Annotated in this window: 13 protein-coding genes; 4 read left to right on the top strand and 9 right to left on the bottom strand. The window is 69.9% G+C overall.

Going from position 1 to position 17701, the window contains the following annotated elements:
- Positions 1 to 42 precede the first annotated feature (42 nt).
- The 3 genes from AB0F61_RS27660 to AB0F61_RS27650 are packed head-to-tail and all read right to left on the bottom strand — an operon-like array spanning position 43 to position 5094.
- Positions 43 to 2799 (bottom strand): bifunctional YncE family protein/alkaline phosphatase family protein, encoded by a 2757-nt coding sequence (locus AB0F61_RS27660; RefSeq protein ID WP_357815282.1) that lies wholly within the window; start codon positions 2797 to 2799, stop codon positions 43 to 45.
- Positions 2800 to 2803: 4 nt separating this feature from the next.
- Positions 2804 to 4159 (bottom strand): ABC transporter permease, encoded by a 1356-nt coding sequence (locus AB0F61_RS27655; protein ID WP_357815279.1) that lies wholly within the window; start codon positions 4157 to 4159, stop codon positions 2804 to 2806.
- The gene (locus tag AB0F61_RS27650) at positions 4156 to 5094 is read right to left on the bottom strand and encodes an ABC transporter ATP-binding protein (protein ID WP_357815277.1); all 939 of its coding nucleotides are present in this window, start codon (positions 5092 to 5094) and stop codon (positions 4156 to 4158) included. Before AB0F61_RS27650 ends, AB0F61_RS27655 begins: the two co-directional genes overlap by 4 nt.
- A 467-nt stretch (positions 5095 to 5561) precedes the next feature.
- Here AB0F61_RS27650 and AB0F61_RS27645 point away from each other — a divergent pair, with 467 nt between their 5' ends.
- The gene (locus AB0F61_RS27645; protein WP_357815274.1) at positions 5562 to 8447 is read left to right on the top strand and encodes a BTAD domain-containing putative transcriptional regulator; all 2886 of its coding nucleotides are present in this window, start codon (positions 5562 to 5564) and stop codon (positions 8445 to 8447) included.
- Here the strand turns inward: AB0F61_RS27645 and AB0F61_RS27640 are convergent.
- From AB0F61_RS27640 to AB0F61_RS27625, 4 genes are all read right to left on the bottom strand, one after another.
- Positions 8444 to 9121 carry a S26 family signal peptidase gene (locus tag AB0F61_RS27640; RefSeq protein ID WP_357815271.1) on the bottom strand — a complete coding sequence of 226 codons (678 nt, stop codon included), beginning with the start codon at positions 9119 to 9121 and terminating at the stop codon, positions 8444 to 8446. The genes AB0F61_RS27645 and AB0F61_RS27640 overlap by 4 nt on opposite strands.
- On the bottom strand, positions 9121 to 10989 hold the full coding sequence (locus tag AB0F61_RS27635; RefSeq protein ID WP_357815268.1) for an ABC transporter ATP-binding protein: 1869 nt from the start codon (positions 10987 to 10989) through the stop codon (positions 9121 to 9123). Before AB0F61_RS27635 ends, AB0F61_RS27640 begins: the two co-directional genes overlap by 1 nt.
- Positions 10986 to 11531 (bottom strand): hypothetical protein, encoded by a 546-nt coding sequence (locus tag AB0F61_RS27630; protein ID WP_357815265.1) that lies wholly within the window; start codon positions 11529 to 11531, stop codon positions 10986 to 10988. Before AB0F61_RS27630 ends, AB0F61_RS27635 begins: the two co-directional genes overlap by 4 nt.
- Positions 11532 to 11652: 121 nt before the next feature.
- Positions 11653 to 11838 (bottom strand): hypothetical protein, encoded by a 186-nt coding sequence (locus AB0F61_RS27625; protein WP_357815262.1) that lies wholly within the window; start codon positions 11836 to 11838, stop codon positions 11653 to 11655.
- A gap of 268 nt (positions 11839 to 12106) precedes the next feature.
- On the opposite strand from AB0F61_RS27625, the gene AB0F61_RS27620 reads away from it, so the two are divergent.
- Together AB0F61_RS27620 and AB0F61_RS27615 are read left to right on the top strand one after the other, a co-directional pair.
- Positions 12107 to 12625: a MauE/DoxX family redox-associated membrane protein gene (locus tag AB0F61_RS27620; protein WP_357815259.1), complete on the top strand. Its 519-nt coding sequence runs from the start codon at positions 12107 to 12109 to the stop codon at positions 12623 to 12625.
- 207 nt (positions 12626 to 12832) lie between these two features.
- The gene (locus tag AB0F61_RS27615) at positions 12833 to 13240 is read left to right on the top strand and encodes a nitroreductase family deazaflavin-dependent oxidoreductase (RefSeq protein ID WP_357815257.1); all 408 of its coding nucleotides are present in this window, start codon (positions 12833 to 12835) and stop codon (positions 13238 to 13240) included.
- Positions 13241 to 13266: 26 nt separating this feature from the next.
- Here AB0F61_RS27615 and AB0F61_RS27610 read toward each other — a convergent pair whose 3' ends face one another.
- A complete protein-coding gene (locus AB0F61_RS27610) occupies positions 13267 to 15252 on the bottom strand; it encodes a maleylacetate reductase and hydroxyquinol 1,2-dioxygenase domain-containing protein (protein ID WP_357815254.1) in 1986 nt (661 codons plus the stop codon).
- Between the two features lie 107 nt (positions 15253 to 15359).
- Entirely contained in the window at positions 15360 to 16232 is an 873-nt protein-coding gene (locus tag AB0F61_RS27605) for an AraC family transcriptional regulator (protein WP_357815252.1), read from the bottom strand.
- Between the two features lie 510 nt (positions 16233 to 16742).
- Here AB0F61_RS27605 and AB0F61_RS27600 point away from each other — a divergent pair.
- Positions 16743 to 17701 (top strand): alpha/beta hydrolase (locus AB0F61_RS27600; RefSeq protein ID WP_357815249.1); only part of this gene is annotated, 959 nt, incomplete at its 3' end.

The following is a 17701-nucleotide window of genomic DNA, read 5'->3' as shown; positions in this document are numbered from 1 at the left end:
GGCACGCCGGTCGGGGGCCTCTTCTCAGGCGATCAGCCTGCGTCAGCCATCGGACTCCGCTGGCGGAATGTAGGCGCCCGGCACATCCTCTGGCGCGAAGATCTTGTCCTCGCCGGGGTACGGCTTCTTCCAGTCGTGTGCCTGGTACCAGGTGAAGTGGTTCATCTGCGCGGGGTTCGCGTAGTCGGGCTTGGCGTCGGGCCCGGTCAGTCGCTGGTGCGACTTCCACCCGTCCCACTGTGCCGCCAGGTGCTGCTTGTCCGCCGGCACCGTCGCCGACGGAGCGGCCGCCGCGAGGGGGTTCTGCGGCGCGGGCACGTCCGGGCCGCAGGCGGGCGGGGTGGCCAGCCCCGCGGTCAGGGAGGTCCGGTTGGGCACGGCGGTGAACGGCGTGTAGTCAGGCTTCTTGGTGAACGCCTGACGCATCGGGCTGGCCGCGCTGTCCTTCTGGTTCATCGGGTGGATCCCAAGGATCTGCTCGATGGTCCGGATCATGGTGATCTGGGTGTAGTAGTGGCTGTCGACGACGCCGCGCTGGGCCCAGGGGCTGATGATCTGGATCGGGGCGCGGTGGCCGTCGACGTGGTCGAGGCCGGCCTGGGAGTCGTCCTCGACGACGAAGATCGCCGAGTCCTTCCAGTACGGGCTGTGCGAGATCGTGTCGACGATTTTGCCGACGGCGAGGTCGTTGTCCGCGACCTGAGCGGCCGCGTTCGGCGGGCCACCGGTGTGGTCGCTGGACAGCCAGAACATGTTCAGGTTCGCCGGCCCGTTCTTCTGGAAGTCACGCTTCCAGATCTCGTGCCGGTAGATGTCCGGGACGCTGGTGTCGTACTTCGGGAAGCCGGGCACGGACACGCTGTTGAGCGACGGAATCGGCGAGGACGAGACCATGCGGTAGGCGGTGTCCTGCCCGGTCGCGGCCATGTTCTTGGTGTCGCAGTACAGGTTCTGCCAGCTGGAGCCGGGCGGCTTGCTCAGGAACTGGTGAAATTCGCCGAAGTCCCGCACGGTCTTGCCGGCCGCCTGCGCGCCAGTCCAGATGAAACCGGTGCGTTGGTGGCCGAGGGCGTCGTCCTCGGTGTCGTAGCTGCGGATGTACTCACCGGCCGTGGACTCGGTGTACTCCGGGTTGTCGGCCTGCATCAGCCAGTTGTGACCCTCGGCGGAGTTCGTGCCGATGTCGTAGGTGTTGTCGTACAGCCCGAACTGCCGGGCCATCTCGTGCTGGTTCGGCGTCACGTTCTCGCCGAACTGCGCCAGTGACGGGTCGCCGTTGCCCCGCGGGTCGTCACCGAGGACCTGGTCGTAGGTCCGGTTCTCCTTGACGATCAGGAAGACGTGCTTGATCGTCGAGGGGTCGCCGAGCCGCTGGGGGACCGGCACGGGCTTCGCCTTGTTGCCCTTGGACAGGTCGACCGAGCCACCGGTCCAGCCGTTCTGGCTGAAGACCTTGCCGGTCTGGGACTTGATGACCTTGTCGCTGGGCAGCGTGAACCGTTGCAGGCTCGATGTCGTGTCGTGGGTGCCGTGCCCGGCGCTGTTGGTGGGGCGGCGGGCGTCAATACCACGGGTGTTGGAGACCAGCACCTGGTTCCCGGCGGCGGTGATCTCCGCGGGAAAGTAGTCCGTCGGGAGCAGCCCGACGTAGCTGACCGGCTCCAGCGGGGTCGTGTACCGGTAGACGGCGACCGCGTTGGCGCGGCCGAGCGTCACCAGGAGGTGCCCGTCGTCGGTGAGGGTCACCGCGTTGGGCTGGTAGCCCACTGTCGTCTCGGGCCACGGCTGGGTGGCGATGGTCTGCACGACCTTGTTGCTCGCGGTGTCGATGACCGACACGTCGTCGCTGTTGGTGTTGGTGACGAACAGCGCGCCGTTCCTGGCGTACAGGGCGGTCGGGTGCAGGCCGACGTCGATGCTCGCGACCGCGGCAGCCGGGTTCGCCAGGTCGATGACGCTGACCGTGCCGGTGGTGGTGGCACCGGTCGCCGGGTCGGCCGGTACCTGCGTGTTGTACGAGTTGATCGTGGTGTCGCCGGGCTTCGCGGGCCGGCCGCCCTCGTTGCTGACGTAGAGCTTGTCGCCGACCGTGACCATGTCGCGGGGGGCGTTGCCCACGGCCCAGCTCTGCTGGATGGCGCCGGTCGCCGTATTGATGGCGACGACCCGGTTCTGGCCGTTCACGGCGGAGTACACGGTGGAGCCGTCGGGCGAGAACACGGCCTCAGCCACCAGCGCGCGCTTCGGTCCGTCCTGCTCGATTCGGATGAACGTCGGGTTGGCGAGCGTACCGTCCGGATTCACTGTGAACTTGGTGTAGCCGTCGGCCTGGCCCAGCCACAGCTGCGAGCCGTCGGGCGAGTACGTGGGGCCTTCCTGGCCCACGTCGTTGCCGCTGATGCGCAGGTTCGCGGCCGCGTTGTTGCCGACGAGCTGCTGTACCTTCCAGGTCTTCAGGTCGACGACGGCCAGGGCCATCCCACCGTCGGTGACCGAGGCCGCCAGGTGGGTGCCGTCCGGGCTGACCGACGACGACATGATTTTGCCGGTGTTGATGACGAGACGCTCGCCGACCGGGTTGATGTACTGGTCGGCGGACACGACCAGGCCCTTGTCGGTCAGCTGGCCGACCTGGTCGGTGCCGAACTGGTGCGTCTGGGCGAAACTGATGCCGGTGCCGGCGGCGACGACGACAGCAGTGGTGCCTGCCGTGACGAGGGGTAGCCGGCGGCCGATGCGTCGACGGAGAAGGCCGAATTGGTCCGTCTCGGCACGCCGACGGCGGCGTGTGACCTGCATGGAATCATCCCTTCGTGGTGTGGAGCAGTTCGACGTTGCCGTCGAACTGCCAGAGCGGGTTCGGTGCGTCCCCGCTCGGGGTGCGCACCAGGAAGTAGCCGTTCACTTCCTTCGGTCCGTCGCCATCGGCCACGAACCGCCCGTCTGGGGTGACGTCGAGCTGATAGATGGCCGTCCCTGCGGCCTCGACGTCGGGGAGATGCCAGGTGACGACGCAACGCCAGTCGTTGCCCGGCCCTTCGGCGGCGAGCTTGCCGCCGCCCTTGTTGCACGTCGCCGTGGCCTTCAGCTGCGCTTCGGTGACATCGGGGCGGTTGAGCTGCTCGGTCTGCACGCGGTAGAGGTGGGCGAATGCCGTGGCGACCGAACGCTGCACCTTGTCCTGCTCGATCCCGGAGCCCGTGGCCGGGGTCGCCGCGGTGACGAGCCCGATCGTCACGGCGAGCAACCCGACCAGCGGCAGGACTCCGACGGTGAACACGCGGCGGCCGGAGCCGTCGTAAGCCAGGTTGGTGAAGTCGCGTCGTAGGAACAGCAGATAGGCAAGCGCTGTCGCGGTCACGGCCCACACCAGGCTGACCACGATGCCGATCAGGAGCGGGCCGAGCTGCGCCGGGCTGGTGAAGAGACCGTTCCAGCCGATGAACGCGTAACCGGGCAGTGCGAGGCGTACGGTGACCGGCAGCGGCAGCATCTGGGCGAGCTGCATCGCGAGCGCGACGAGCGCGGGCAGCAGCAGCCCCATCGGGGACCGGCCCAGCGCGACGGACCCGAGTAGTCCGATCGCGGCGAGGGCCAGGGTCGGGGCGAGTACGCAGACCCAGGCGAGCAGGGTCTTCACGGCGGCGTCCCCCGGCGTCAGCAGATGCCCGTCGAGGCCGACCAGCGGCTGGTTGCCGACCGACACGACCCCGCCGACCGCGCTGGAGACGGCCAGCCCGGCCACGAGCAGCATGATGACGGTGAGGCTGGACAGCGCCTTCGCGGCGAAGATCCGTCGAGGTGACCGGACCGCCACGAGCAGGTGGCGCCAGGTGCCGAGCCGGTCCTCGGAGGCGAACACGTCGCCAGCGACCACCGAGGTCAGTAGCGGGAGCGCCCAGGTGCCCGAGAAACCGAGCGTCACCAGTGGCCCGGCCCACCCCGTGGCGTGCATCCAGCGGCCGAAGAGGGTGTCGACGGGCAGCGAGCTCTGCTGGCTCACCGCGGCGACGAACAGCGCGGGCGCTGTCCAGCAGGCGAGGACCAGCAGCCGGATCCGCCATTGCGATACCAGCTTGAGCAGCTCGAAGCGGTAGCCGCGCGCCACCGAAACGCGGCGGGTGCCGACAACGTGGTCGGCGGCGATGGTCCCGGTCATCGGATGGCCTCCTGCTGCTCGGTCAGGGCGAGGAACGCGGCCTCGAGCGGCGACACCAGGGGCGCGAGCTCGCGCACCGCTATGCCCGCGTTCACGAGCCGCGCCACCAGTTCGTCGAGGGCGGGCACCAGAGCGCGCACGACGAGCACCTCGGCGTCGCGCGCCCCGGCGTCGACGTCGACGTGGATTCCGGCCGTGTCGGTAGCCAGCCGGTGAGCGGCCTGCGGGTCGGAGGTGCGCAGCCGGTAGTCGAGTTCACGGTTCTCGGCGGCCAGCTTGTTCAGCGGGCCGGAGAAGACGACCCGTCCGGTGGCGAGGATGGTGACCTCGGAGCACAGTGCCTCGAGGTCGTCCATGCGGTGGCTCGAGAGCACGACGCTGGTCCCGTCCCCGGCGAGCCGGGTGAGGACGTTGTGTACGTGCTTCTTGCCGGCCGGGTCGAGGCCGTTGGACGGTTCGTCGAGCACGAGCAGCCGCGGCTTGGTGAGCAGGGCGGCGGCGAGTCCGAGCCGCTGGCGCATGCCGAGGGAGAAGCCGCTCGCCCGGTCGTCGGCGACGTCGGTAAGCCCGACCTGGTCGAGCACGCCGTCGATTCCGGCGGTCCGCGTGTCCTGACCGCGCAGAGCGGCCAGCGCTGCGAGGTTCTGCCGGGCGGTGAGCGAAGGGTAGAGGCCGGGCCCGTCCACGAAGCCGGCGACGCCGTCGGGCGCGGCGAGCGCCCGAGCGATCGGCGTACCCAGGATCTCGAGGCTGCCGCTGTCGGAGACGGCCAGGCCGAGGAGGAGTCCGAGCAACGTGGTCTTGCCAGCCCCGTTCGGCCCGACCAAGCCGTGGATCTGCCCCTGGCTTACATCCAGATCGATGCCGTCGAGTGCCACGACGTCGTCGAAGCACTTGGTGATTCCGCGAGCTCGGATTGCGAGACGTGCGTCCATGTGGCCCTTCTTTCGTCGCCTCAGGCAACGTAGAGAGGGGCGTACGACGCGGGCAGGGACAACTGGCTGAACGTTCATGGAACGAACGACGACCGGGCCTCCGATTGCCCTCCGGGCTGCTGGGCTGGAGCGGAGCCGACCACAGCTCCTACGTCGACGATCGCGGGTTGTCCGCCCGAGCCGTCGTCGCCGGGCTGCGAGGTCGACGTGCTGAGAACCCGGCTGTGAGGCCGCACGGGCACGACGGCCGCGATGCCACACAGCGCCGATCGGAGTCCGGTGCATGGTCCGACGGGCGCACGCATCGCAGCTGGCCTATATCATTCAGTGACCATGACGAAGGTGAATTCCCTTACGTGGCTAGGCTTTCGGGTGACCGTCACCGGCTTGGTGTCGCCGATGGCCGGGCGGTCCACAGGTGTGGCGGTTCGGACCAGACGCGCTCGGCGTGACCGGGGTGCCCGTCGGTGAGGGAACGAGTCGCGAGTGGACGGATAGAGGTCTCCGTGCTCGGCCCCGTCCACCTGAGCCGGGACGGTGTCCCGGTCTCGTTGGGTCCACAGCTCACCACGCTGCTCGCCATCCTGGTGTCGGAGCTGGGCAAGCCGGTGCCCAGCCGGCGACTGGTGACGCTGCTGGCTGGCGATGACGTGTCCGAGGCCGCACGTGCCACCCTCCGCAGCCACATCGCGCACCTGCGGCGCGCCCTTCAGCCGGGGCAGCGGGGACGGCCCGGCAAGGGGCTCGTCGTCACGGTCGGCCACGGTGCCGCGGCGGGATACCGGCTGGACCTGGACCCGGCATGCATCGACGCCGTTCAGTTCGAGGAGTCGCTCCGGGAGGGGCGCCGGCTGCTGGCGCTCGGGTCTGGCGAGCAGACCGCCCAAGCCGCCGAGATCCTGCGTACGGCGCTCGACCGCTGGTGCGGCGAGCCCTACGCCGACCTCGCGGACAAACCCTTCGCGCTTGCCGAGATCGCTCGACTGCGGGCGGTCCGCCGTTCGGCACTGATGGCCTACGCGGAGGCGCTCAACGAACTGGGCCGGCCCGCCGAGGTGGTGGGTGACCTGACGGGTGCGGTCGCCGCCGATCCGGTTGATGAGGGTCTGCGTTGCACGCTGGCGCTCACCCTGTATTGCGACGGCCGGATCGACGAGGCGGCGGAGGTGTGCCGCAACGGCCTCGCGCTGCTGGGTCGTCGGGGAATCGACGCCCCGGATCTGCAGGACCTTCAGCGTGACATCCTGCGCCGGGAGGTGCGACGACCGGCGGGTGGATCGATCGTCCGGCCGCCCACGCCCCAGATGCTGCCCCCGGATCTGCCCTGCTTCGTGGGGCGAGTACAGGAACTGTCCGCCGCCGAGGCTCGACTGACCCGCCGTGGCGAGCAACGGAGCGCCATTCTGCTGGTGCTCGGTCCTGCCGGGGTCGGCAAGACCAGTTCGACTCTGCACCTGGCGCACCGGCTGGCCCCGCGGTTCGCGGACGGGCAACTCTATGTCAACCTCCGCGGCTTCGACGCCACCGCGACGGCGTTGGCGCCCACCGAGGTGCTGCGTCTCTTCCTGGAGGCGCTGGGCGTGGTGCCGGAGCGAATCCCGACCAACCTCACCGCGCAGAGGGCCGAGTACCAGGCGCAGTTGCGCGACCGCCGGGTGCTGATCGTATTGGACAACGCCCGAAGCGCCGACCAGGTCCGACCACTCCTGCCCAGTTCGGCCACCTGCGTCACGCTGGTGACCAGCCGCAACCGGATGTCTTCCCTGATCGCCGCCGACGGTGCCCACCCACTCACGCTCGGGCTGTTGAACGAGGAGGAAGCCGGCCAACTGCTCCGCGACCGGATCGGCGGTGACCGTACCGGCAAGGAGCCCGAGGCGCTCTCCGACATCGCCCGGCTCTGTGCGGGCCTACCGCTGGCCCTGTCCATCGCGGCCGCGCGGGCCGCCGTCAACCCGCAGTTCACCCTGCAGGCCCTCGCCAGCGACCTGGGTGGGTCCGGCCTGCTGGACCGGCTTGCCGACACCGACCTCTCGGTGGACGTACGTGCCGTGTTCTCCTGGTCCTACCGGGCACTGACCCCGGCGGCCGCTCGGCTGTTCCGGTTGCTGGGCCTGCATCCCGGCCCGGAGGTCACCGCCGCGGCAGCGGCCAGCCTGGCGGGTGTGCAGCATCGCGTCGCCAACGCCCTGCTCGCCGAGCTGAGCGGTGCCCACCTGACCGGCGAACGGGCTCCCGGCCGATACGTCCTGCACGATCTGCTCCGGGCCTATGCGCGCGAACTGAGCGAGGCCGAGCCGGAACGGCACGTCGCCCAACGCCGGTTGCTGGACCACTATCTGCACTCCGCGATCGCGGCGGACAGGATGCTGCTGCCCTATCGGCAACCAGTCGAGGTGGCCGCCCCCGAGGCCGGCGTGACGCCCGAGGACATCGCCGGGGGAGACCCCCTGGCCTGGTTCAGCAGCGAGCATCAGACGCTGGTTGTCATGGTCGATTTCGCCGCCAAGTCCGGCTTCGACCGGCACGCCTGGCAGCTGGCCTGGGCCACGGTGACCTTCCTCTCCCGGGGCAGCCACTGGCACGACGTACTGGCCATCCAGGCCGTGGCCCTGTCGGCAGCGACTCGTCTCGAAGACCGATCGGCTCAGGCCCAGTGCCGCCGAGAGCTTTCCCATGCGCTCTCCGGGCTCGGGCGCTTGGAGCAGGCGCGGGACCAACTGCACCGCGCGTTGGACGACACCATCGACATCGCCGATCCGGTCGGCCAGGCGTACACCCACCTGAGCCTGGGTTGGCTGTCTGAGCTGCACGGTGATCGCCGGGCCGCGATGCACCACGACCAGGTCGCACTGGGCCTGTTCAGGCGAAGTGGCGATCGTGGCGGGCAGGCCCGGGCACTGAACGCGGTGGGCTGGGACCACACGCAGGTCGGCAACTACCGGCAGGCCATCAGATACTGCCGCAAGGCGCTCGCGGTGCAGGCGGAACTGGGCGACGATGCCGGGGCGGTCAACACCTGGGACAGCCTCGGTTACGCCTACCAGCACCTCGGCGAGTACGCCATCGCCATCCAGTGCTACGAGCGGGCCCTGAGCCTGAACGTCGGCCACCGCTTCAAGGAAGCCGAGGCCCTGGCGCATCTCGGTGACTGCCAGCATGCCCTGGGTGACCTGGAGAACGCCCTGACCAGTTGGAGGCGGGCGTACGCGATCATGACCGAGTTGCGCACCGCGGACGCTGACTCCGTACGGGCCAAACTGGAAATCTGCGGTACCGGGCCGATGTCGGCGGCCGCCGGTCAGGCCGAGGGCGAGGGTCGGGCGTTGAGGACCACGCCCAGCACCCGCTAGTGCTCTGTCCATCGGGTCCGGTTCAGGCGTCTGCGCACGGTGCCGAGGACCCGTGCCATCGGGAAGTAGCCGAGCTGGCGGGAGTCGAGGCTCGCCGACCGGTTGTCGCCGAGCAGCGCCAGCCGGCCCGGCGGAATCCGTCCGCCAGCGACCGCCCGCAGGGCGGATCCGGGTGGTATCGGATCCCCGGGCAACGCCACCACCCGCTTGATCATCCACCGTCTACCCGCGATCTGGGAGGGGCTGGCCCTCGTCGGCAGTGGTGCTGTCCGCCACCGTCCGTCGGGGGTCGGCTGCTCGACCACCACCACCTGCCCCACCCTCGGCTTCGTCGTGCGCCGGACCAGGACCCGATCTCCGTCGTGGAACGCCGGCTGCATGCTCACGCCGCGTACGGTCACCGCGGCCAGCCGACGTGCCAGCATCGCGAGCAGGCCTATCCCTGCGCCGACCACTGCCGCCAGCAGCGCGGAGCCCCGTACCCATCCGACCTCGGGCCCGGCCACCGTCAGTACCGTGCCGGCGGCCACCAGCACGAGGCCGAGCAGTGGCGGGACGTCGAGAGCGTGGGGCCGGCCGGACCGGCGGACCCGCACCGGCCGCCCCGATGCGGGTGCTGGTGGGCCGGGAAGCTGGTCTCCGTCGTGGCGGTGTGGCGTGCCGGTCTGCTCCATCACTGTTCTCCGGGAACGGCCACGAGGTTCGCGTGGTCAGCCTGATAGCCGGACGACTGCATTCGGAACAGCCGGGCGTACTCGCCGCCCGCAGCCATCAGCGTCGGGTGGTCACCCTGCTCGACCACCTGCCCGTCGGCCAGGACGACGATCAGGTCGGCGTCCCGGACCGTGTTCAGCCGGTGCGAGATGAGCAGACTCGTGCAACCGCGCCGGTGCCGTCGGAGCACGTCGTGGATCTCCTGTTCTGCCTCGGCATCGAGCGCCGCCGAAGGCTCGTCGAGAATGAGCAGGTCGGGCCGGCTGCGCAGGAGCGCCCGAGCCAGGGCCAGGCGCTGCCACTGCCCATCCGACAGTTCGGCACCCGGCTGTTGCGCGGCGCCCGTGTCGTCGAGGAAGAACGACCTGGACAGCAGCGTGTCGTAGCCGGCGGGCAGTTCGGCGATCCGGCGGTGGATGCCGGCCCGGGCCGCGGCGTCCTGGATCCTGGCCCGGTCGTCGAAGGCATCGAGGTCGCCCAGAGCGATGTTCTCGTGGGCGGTCAGGTCGTAGTGCATGTAGTCCTGGAACACCACGCCGATCCGGCGCCGCAGTTCGGCGGCATCCACGTCGCGCAGATCTGTGCCGTCCCAACGGATGCCACCTCGGGTCGGGTCGTAGAACCGGCACAGTAGCTTTACGAGGGTCGACTTCCCCGCACCGTTCAGCCCCACCAGGGCCACCGTCGAACCGTGCGGAATGCGCAGGTCGACCCCGCGCAGTACCCAGGGGTGGTCCTCGGAGTACCGGAACCAGACATCGTGCAGCTCGATCCCGGCGCGCAGCGTCGGCAGCCGCCGGGCCGGCACCGGCACCGGCAGATCCGGTGGAGCCGTGGTCACCGCGAGGTAGTGGTCGAACATCAGGATGGCCTGGTGGCAACGGGCGAGCTCCCGGGCCACTGTGGCCAGTGACCCCTGCACCCCGGCCACGGCCGTGACGAAGATCGTGATATCGCCGACGGAGAGCGTGCCCCGGCGGGCGGCGACGACCGCCCACAGGACACCGCCGCCCGCGACGGTGGCGGCGAGGACGCCGAGACCGCCCTGCACCAGCAACTCGCGCCGGTCGACGGCACGGCGTGCGACGTTGGTGCTGCGCCGGTCGGCGAGCATCCGTCCGCGCAGCAGGTCACCGAGGCCGAAGAGTCGGATCTCCTTGGCCGCGGCCACCGTGGACATCAACTCCCGGTAGAAGAACTCGCGCCGCTCGGTGGGTCCGATCGTCCAGAGCATCCGGGCGCGTCGCCGAGCGAGCAGGAGTTCGGCGATCACGGTCGGGGCGGCTGCGACCAGCACCAGCCCGGTCATCACAGGATTGATGACCAGCAGGGAGCCGAGGAAACCGGAAACCGTGACCGTGGCGCGGGTCACCCCCACCAGCCCTTCGACGACCTGGACGGGGCTGGTGCCACCTGACTGTTGGGCCAGCCGGAGGCGGTCCAGGAACGTCGGATCCTCGAAGCGGCGCAGGCCCACGAAGCCGGAGACCGCCCTGAAGAGCAGGTCGTGCGCCCGTAGTCCCGTCGCCCGATCCATGTCCGCGCGCAGGTACTCGGTGACCTGCGGGGTCACCCCGGTCAGCAGGCTGGCCAGGGCCAGACCTCCGGCCAGCCAGGCCAGGACGGTCAGTGCGGTGCCGCGTACCAGGCCATCCAGTACGAGCTTCGTCAACCAGGCGGCGAGCACCGGCAGCGTGCCGCCGAGCAGGGCAAGTCCCGCATAGCCGGCCAGGCGCAGCGGAGCGGCCCGGGCGGTGAGCGTCGCCGCGGCCAGCATCCGGGCCGCCGTGCGCGACCCGGCTGCCGGAGCGGTGCTGTGCTGCCTCATCCGACCGCCACCGCCGCCGGCCCGTCCACCTCCACCCGGTTGGCGCCAACCACCAGCCGGTCCGCGTCGTCGCGGTCGACCCGCAGCAGGGTCGGGTACGCCCGCACACCGAACGCCTGGCTCACCGGGCCGTCGCCGCGCTCGACCACGACCCGCGCGACCGGGGTGAGCTTGGTGAGGAAGTCGGTGGCCTGGTCGGGTTCCCCGATGACGACCGCCAGGGGCGTGCCCTGGCCGGCGGGCAGCCCACGAACGTGCGACACGAATGCGGGTAGCTTGTCCTTGCACGGGCCGCAGGTCGGCGAGAAGAAGCCGACCAAAGTGCCAGAGCCGAGTAGCCCCGGCGTGACCGGTTCACCGGCCACTGTCGTCGTCTCGAACTCACCGATCTCCTGGCCCACCTCGAGGTCGGGCGATGGGGAAACGACCTCGGCGAGCAGCGCGCCGTGCTTGCGCAGTCGCTGGACGACGCCAAGGGTCAGGATGAGATCGAGCGCGCAGAGCAGCCCGACGAGTACGAGCGCCGCGACAAGAATGGGCATGAGTCCTCCTGGAAGGCTTCGCCGAGGCTCGCCGGCACTCGCCGCGAACCCCGCCGAGGGATGGAAAGAGTGAGCCGCCGGCCGGCGACTCCTTTGTGGAGCCGCCGGTCGGCTCGGCTGACTAGTAGCAGGCGACGGTGGAGCAGCCGGCCCCGTCGCAGCAGTACGCGTCGCAGGCGCCGTAGCCACACTGCCAGCAGCTGGAGAAGTACTTCCACCGGCAGCCGGCGGCAGCCGCGGACGCCTCGACCTCGGGTACGAATGCCCCCAGCAGCCTGCTGCCCATCCTCTCCATGAATTTGTACATCCCGATCCCCTCTTTCGATTTCCTGGACGCCGGGCGTGTCCCGTGCGTGCTGCCACCATCGCCGGGCCGGGTGCAACCGGCGTGGAAGCCCGGTGGAAGCGGGGCGCTCAGCCGGCCTTACACGCGTCTTCCACCCCGGCCGGCGAGGATCGATCGCGGGACGGCAGGGCGGCCTTCAGATGGTCCCCGTTCGAACGTGCCCAGCCGGGCCGGCGGATCCGTCGCGGCCCGCGACCGAAGGGGAAGGGGCGATCTCACGATGCGCTATGTGGAGGTTGGCACGAGGGCTCTACTGGCGGTTGTCTTCGCGGCGGCGCTGTTCGGCAAGGTGTCCGGCCGGGCGAGCTGGTCGGCGTTCGTCCAGTCGCTTCGGCAGATGGGCTTGGTGCCCTCGGGGGCGGTGCGGCCCGCTGCGGCGGCCACCGTGGTCGCCGAATCGGCCGCGGTCCTGCTGCTGGTGGTTCCGGGTCGGTGGTCCGGTGCCGCCGGGTTCGTGGTTGCGGGCGTACTGCTGGCGGTGTTCACCGGCGCCGTGGCGCTCACCATCCGACGTGACCGGCAGACGCCGTGCCGCTGCTTCGGTGCCTCGGACACCCTGCTTGGACGGCAGCACGTCGTCCGCAACGCCGCGCTGACCGGGACGGCGCTGCTCGGCCTGGTCGCGTCCACCTCGGCCGGTGAGCTGCACCTGGCGGCGGCACTGTTGGCCGTCCTGGGCGGCGCGCTCGCGGGGACGCTGGTCGCCGTACTCGATGATCTCGTGGCCCTGTACCGGTCACCCGTCTGACGCGCCGCGCCCACGTCTCGGCCGCTGCCGGTGGCGGGCGTCGGCGAGGACCCACGGCAGCCTGGATGCCGGCGGCGCCCAGAAGGTGAAGGTGAGCTGGCCGAGCGCGTCGAAGTGGACTGCCCGTCGCCGGCCCGCCGGGCGTCGCCCGGCTATGACTGTCAGAATCGTCTATGAGGAGCCGGTTGGCGGAGGCGAGGAGAAGGCATGAGTGACTGGAACGATAAAATCATCGCTGAGTTTCGCGCGAACGGCGGGCAGGTCGGTGGTCAGTTCGCTGGCGCGCCGCTGCTGCTGTTGCACACGGTCGGCGCCAAGAGCGGCGAGCCCCGCGTGCACCCGATGATGTACCAGGAGGTGGACGGCGGTTACGCGGTGTTCGCGTCCAAGGGTGGCGCGCCCACCAATCCCGACTGGTACTACAACCTGCTGGCTCACCCGCAGGCCCACGCGGAGATCGGTACGGACAAGGTCGAGTTGGTCGCCAGGGTTGCCACCGGGAACGAGCGGGAACGGATCTGGAGCGCGCAGAAGGCCGCGTATCCAGGCTTCGCCGACTACGAGCGGAAGACCACTCGCCAGATCCCAGTCGTGGTACTGGAACCTGCGCCGTAGGCAGAGACGGCACAACCTGATCCGCGCTAGATCGCCGATGCCGGCCCTCGTTGCCCCCCGGGCCCATCGCCACCCGTCCGAACCGCTGGGACACGTGCCAGCGCGAAGGTGTAGTCCAAGCGACGCCATTCACCGGCGACCGTACGACCGTCGGGGGTTGGGCCTCCCGGGTTGGTGAACTCGACAATGAGCGGCTGCTTGACGCCGAACACGGCATCCGAGCCGAGGTACGCGCTATCGGTGGTGAAGAGCTGGGTGACCAACTGTTCGTGCCCGGCGGCGTCGATGAGGAAATGCACGTGTGCCGCCCGGTAGGCGTGCCGGTTCGTTGCCGCCAACATCTCGCCCACTGGCCCGTCGGTGGGGATGGGGTAGTCGGACGGGAGGATGGACCAGTAGCGCAGCAACCCGTCGTCGTCGGTCCGGAAGCGGGCACGGAGGACCGGTCCCTCGACCTCCGGCAGTTGTACGTCGTAGAAGCCGTCCTTGTTGGACTGCCAGACGTCGACGACCGCGCCGGCGAGCGGCTCTCCCGCGTCGGAGACGACGCGTACCTCGGTGAAGAGTGGCATGCCGTCGAGTCCCGCCCCGATGTCCGCGCCCTGCGGGGTTTCCGGTGGTCCTTGGACGTAGAACGGACCCAGTACCGCCGAGGGGGTGCTTCCGGTGTTCCGCGAGTTGCCGAGAATGTCCACCGCGCTCGAGACACCGAGACTGTCGGAGAGCAGGATGAACTCCTGCCGTTTGGCGGAACTCATCTGGCCGGTACGGGTGAGGAAGTCGATCCCGACCATCCACTCCGCCTCGGTCAAACCGTTCTCCGCGACGTAGCCGTGCAGCTGCCGAACGAGGCTGGTGAGCAGCACGCGCAACCGGGGCTGCGGGGTGTCGGCGAAGCTGCGCTCGACCTCGGCGAGCAGCTGACGCAGTTCGGCGCCGGGGTAGCGGCGCCCGTCGCCGGGTTGCCGACCGTGCCAGGCTCCGGTCAACAGCGCCAGGATCCCTTCTTCGGTCACCGGGCGGGGGTTCGGGTACGAGGACGCGGCGGCGAGCGACGCGGCGCGCGTCAGGTCGCCCTCCGCGAGCCCCAACGCGGCGAGCGCGGTCGGGCCGCCGAGCGAGCTGATCAGGTCGCGTAGTCCAGCCGGCGCGTCGGGCACGCCGAGTGCATCCGCGATCCGGCGCATCGCACCGGGAGCGGCCGGAGCGTTGTACGCCAGCGCGTGCGGCAGGAGGACGGTGTGCGTCGCGGCGTGCGGCAGGTCGAACATGCCGCCGAGGACGTGACAGAGTTTGTGGTGCAGACCCATCCCGCCAGCAGCGAGGCAGGTCCCAGCCAGCCATGCCGCCTCCAGCAGTTCGGTGCGGGCGTCACGGTTCTGGGGATCTTGCACGACCACCGGCAACGCATGCCCGATCGCGGTGATCGCCCTGATGGCGAGGGCGTCGGTGACGGCGTTGGCCTGGGCGGAGTAGAGCACCTCGGCCGCATGGGCGAGGGCGTTGACCGCGCTGGTGACGGTCAGCCCGACCGGCATCGAGAGGGTCAGGTCGACGTCGTAGATGACCGTTTCTGGCCGGATCTCCGGGGCCGAGCGAGTGGTCTTGATGCCGTCGGCGGTCTCACCCAGCACCGGGGTGATCTCGGAGCCGGCGTAGGTGGTCGGTAACACCACCTGGTCCAGCCCGGTGCGCAACGCGAGCGCCTTGGCGAGCCCGATGGCCGACCCGCCCCCGATCGCGACGAGCACGTCGGCGTCGTGGGCGCGCAGGACGCCTAGCGCCCGATCGGTGACCATCACCGGCGTGTGCATCTGGGCGTCGTCGAAGCGGGCGATCGCCCCGGCGGGGAACTGTGCCTCGACGCGGGCCGCGGCCTCCCGCATCGCCGGGGTGGTGATCAGAAGCACCCGGGAGCGGCCGAGTCGGCCCACCTCGTCATGGACCTGATCCGTCGACCCGGGTCCGAAGACCACCCGGGTCGGGGCCGTCTGGTAGACCACGTTGTCCATGTCCTGGCTCTTCCTCGCAGGCTGCGGTTAGCCTGCCAATTCTGCGTCCCGTCCGGCCTCACGGCCTGCACCAGCAGGTCGGAATGGCTGCACGAAAAGGACGCCGTTCAGCCGGCGCGGCGTAGCGCCCCGGGCGTGGTTCCCAGCTGCGTCCGCATCACGCGGGTCAGGTGCTCCTGGTGGGCGAAGCCACACCGCACGGCGACCTCGGCGATCGGCGTACTTCCGGCGCGCAGCATCCGGACCGCCTGCTTCAGCCTCAGTCCCATCAGGTAGCGGTGCGGCGTCTGCCCGGTGGTCGCCTTGAAACTGCGGGTGAGCTGCCGGACGCTCAGCGACGCGGCGGCGGCAAGCTCGTTCAGCGGCAGCGGACCGGCAAGCCGAGCATTCATCAGCTCCCGGACAGCGGCGAACTGGCGATCGGCAAGTCCGCGTGCGGTCGGCGGAGGCCCCGAGCCTTCCGACGTGCCATCGCCGTACCGACGGACCAGGTGGGAGGCCAGGCACCCGGTCAGATGGTCGAGGAAGGTACGGGCACTCGGCGTCCATTCCCTGATCAAGCTGTCCAGCGCCAGCACCAGTTGTCCGACGAGCGGGTCGACCAGACCGTATTCCTCGGTGAGCCGGAACTCCGTCGCCCCGACGCCGCGCAGGGCCTCGTCGGCCAGGTAGACGTGGACGCTGTTCAGCTCGCCACCGAGCTCGACCGTGAGGTTCTGGCCCGCCGGATGCAGGAACAGGCCTCCGGCGGGGACCTGTCGGCGGAGATACGACCCGCCGACCCGCCGACCCACGGTGACCGGACCGTCGAGGTGCAGGATCAGCAGGTGGGTGTCCGTGCCGGCGAAACTCTCCGCGAACGGGGACTCGACCTGAGTGGAAACGAGGAGACCGGGCCAGCCCAACCCGGCGCTCGACCGTTGGGCCCGCACGCCGGGCAGGCCGAGCATCCCGTGGGTTTGCGTGAGCGCCAGTTCCACCGTCACCTCCAATGACGTCGCACGAGCCTTCAACAGGTTAGGTCGGCATGGGGAAGGGGCTGATCAGCGGGCCAGCTGCCGAAGCATTTCCAGCGACACCGGAGCCCGTGCGGGTTTCCGCCGGCGCCAGAACCGGCCGCGCGTGACAACGCCCGACCGGAGACCTCCACCTACGTCGTGCGGCCTGGACCGGAAGGCGTGCCCGCAGCTTTCCTGCCCTGGACCGGACGTCTCGCCTGTTGATCGGTTGAGGCGAGCCTGTTTGGCGGTGTGTCCTCCCTCAAGGTGAAAGCTGAGTGATTTTCCTCTTCTGTCCAAGACTTCCGCTGAGCGCCGTTACGGTGAGGTTTGGGCGATCAGGCACATCGTCGCGCCACTGAGCCCGGCTGCTGTCGGTTGCACACGTCGCTCGGCCGTGCTCGCGGCCGGTCGCGGCTTCGGCGGGGTCGCGTTGGCGTCGTGCGGATCTGCCCGCGTTCGGAAACCACTGACCAACGAGGGGGAAGAGACATGCTCGGTATCTCGCTACGTCGGCCGAAGACCATCGCCGCAACGCTCGTCGCCGCAACGCTGGTGACGGTGCTCGGCTCAGCCGCCCCAGGCGTGTCCGCGGACGGCGGTGCGCATCCAACCCCCGACGAGGGGCATCGCACCAGGCCGACAATCGTCCTGGTCCATGGCGCCTGGGCTGACGGATCGAGTTGGAGCGGGGAGGTCCGCAGACTTCAGGCACGCGGTTTCGAGGTCCAGGTCGCACCACAACCCAACCGGGGGCCGACGATCGACAGCGGTTACCTGAAGGATTTCCTGTCCACCATCGAAGGTCCCATCGTGCTCGCGGCACACTCGTACGGCGGCTTCGTGGCAAGCGACGCCGCGACCGGCAACAAGAACGTCAAGGCGCTCGTGTTCGTCGACGCCTTCGCCCCGGACAAGGGGGAGACCGTGGAAGAGCTCACCGCCGGCTCCGGCTCGGTGCTCGAGCCGGCCCTGACCGACCCCACGAGCGTTTTCAAGCTCGTACCGTTCCCCGGCGCCCCGGAAGGTGCTGTCGACGCGTACGTCCTGCCGAAGATCTTCATCACCGGATTCGCCAACGGTCTGCCTCGGCGGCAGGCGGAGGTGCTCGCCGTCTCCCAGGTCGCCCTGGCCACGAACGCCCTGGCGGAGCCGGCGACGGAGCCGGCGTGGAAGACGATCCCGGTGTGGGCTGTGATCGGCACCGAGGACCGGGTCATCCCGCCGGCCCGTCAGGAGGAGATGATGGAGCGGGCGGGGGCCGACATCACCCGGATCGACGCCGGCCACCTGGGCCTGATCTCGCATCCCGATGAGGTCACCGAGGTCATCCTGGAGGCGGCCCGGACGACCGCCTCCAGTCGCCTACGGTGCGTTGGATCCGAGCATGGACGGTACCCGGACAGCCGAGTTGAAGCACCCCCCCAACGACCGCCCCAGCCCAGAAGAAT

The organism is Micromonospora sp. NPDC023888, from assembly GCF_040639415.1.
In the GTDB taxonomy this organism is placed as follows: Bacteria; Actinomycetota; Actinomycetes; order Mycobacteriales; family Micromonosporaceae; genus Micromonospora.
Note: the sequence above shows the minus strand (reverse complement) of the source record. Positions and strands in the feature narration are given on the sequence as shown.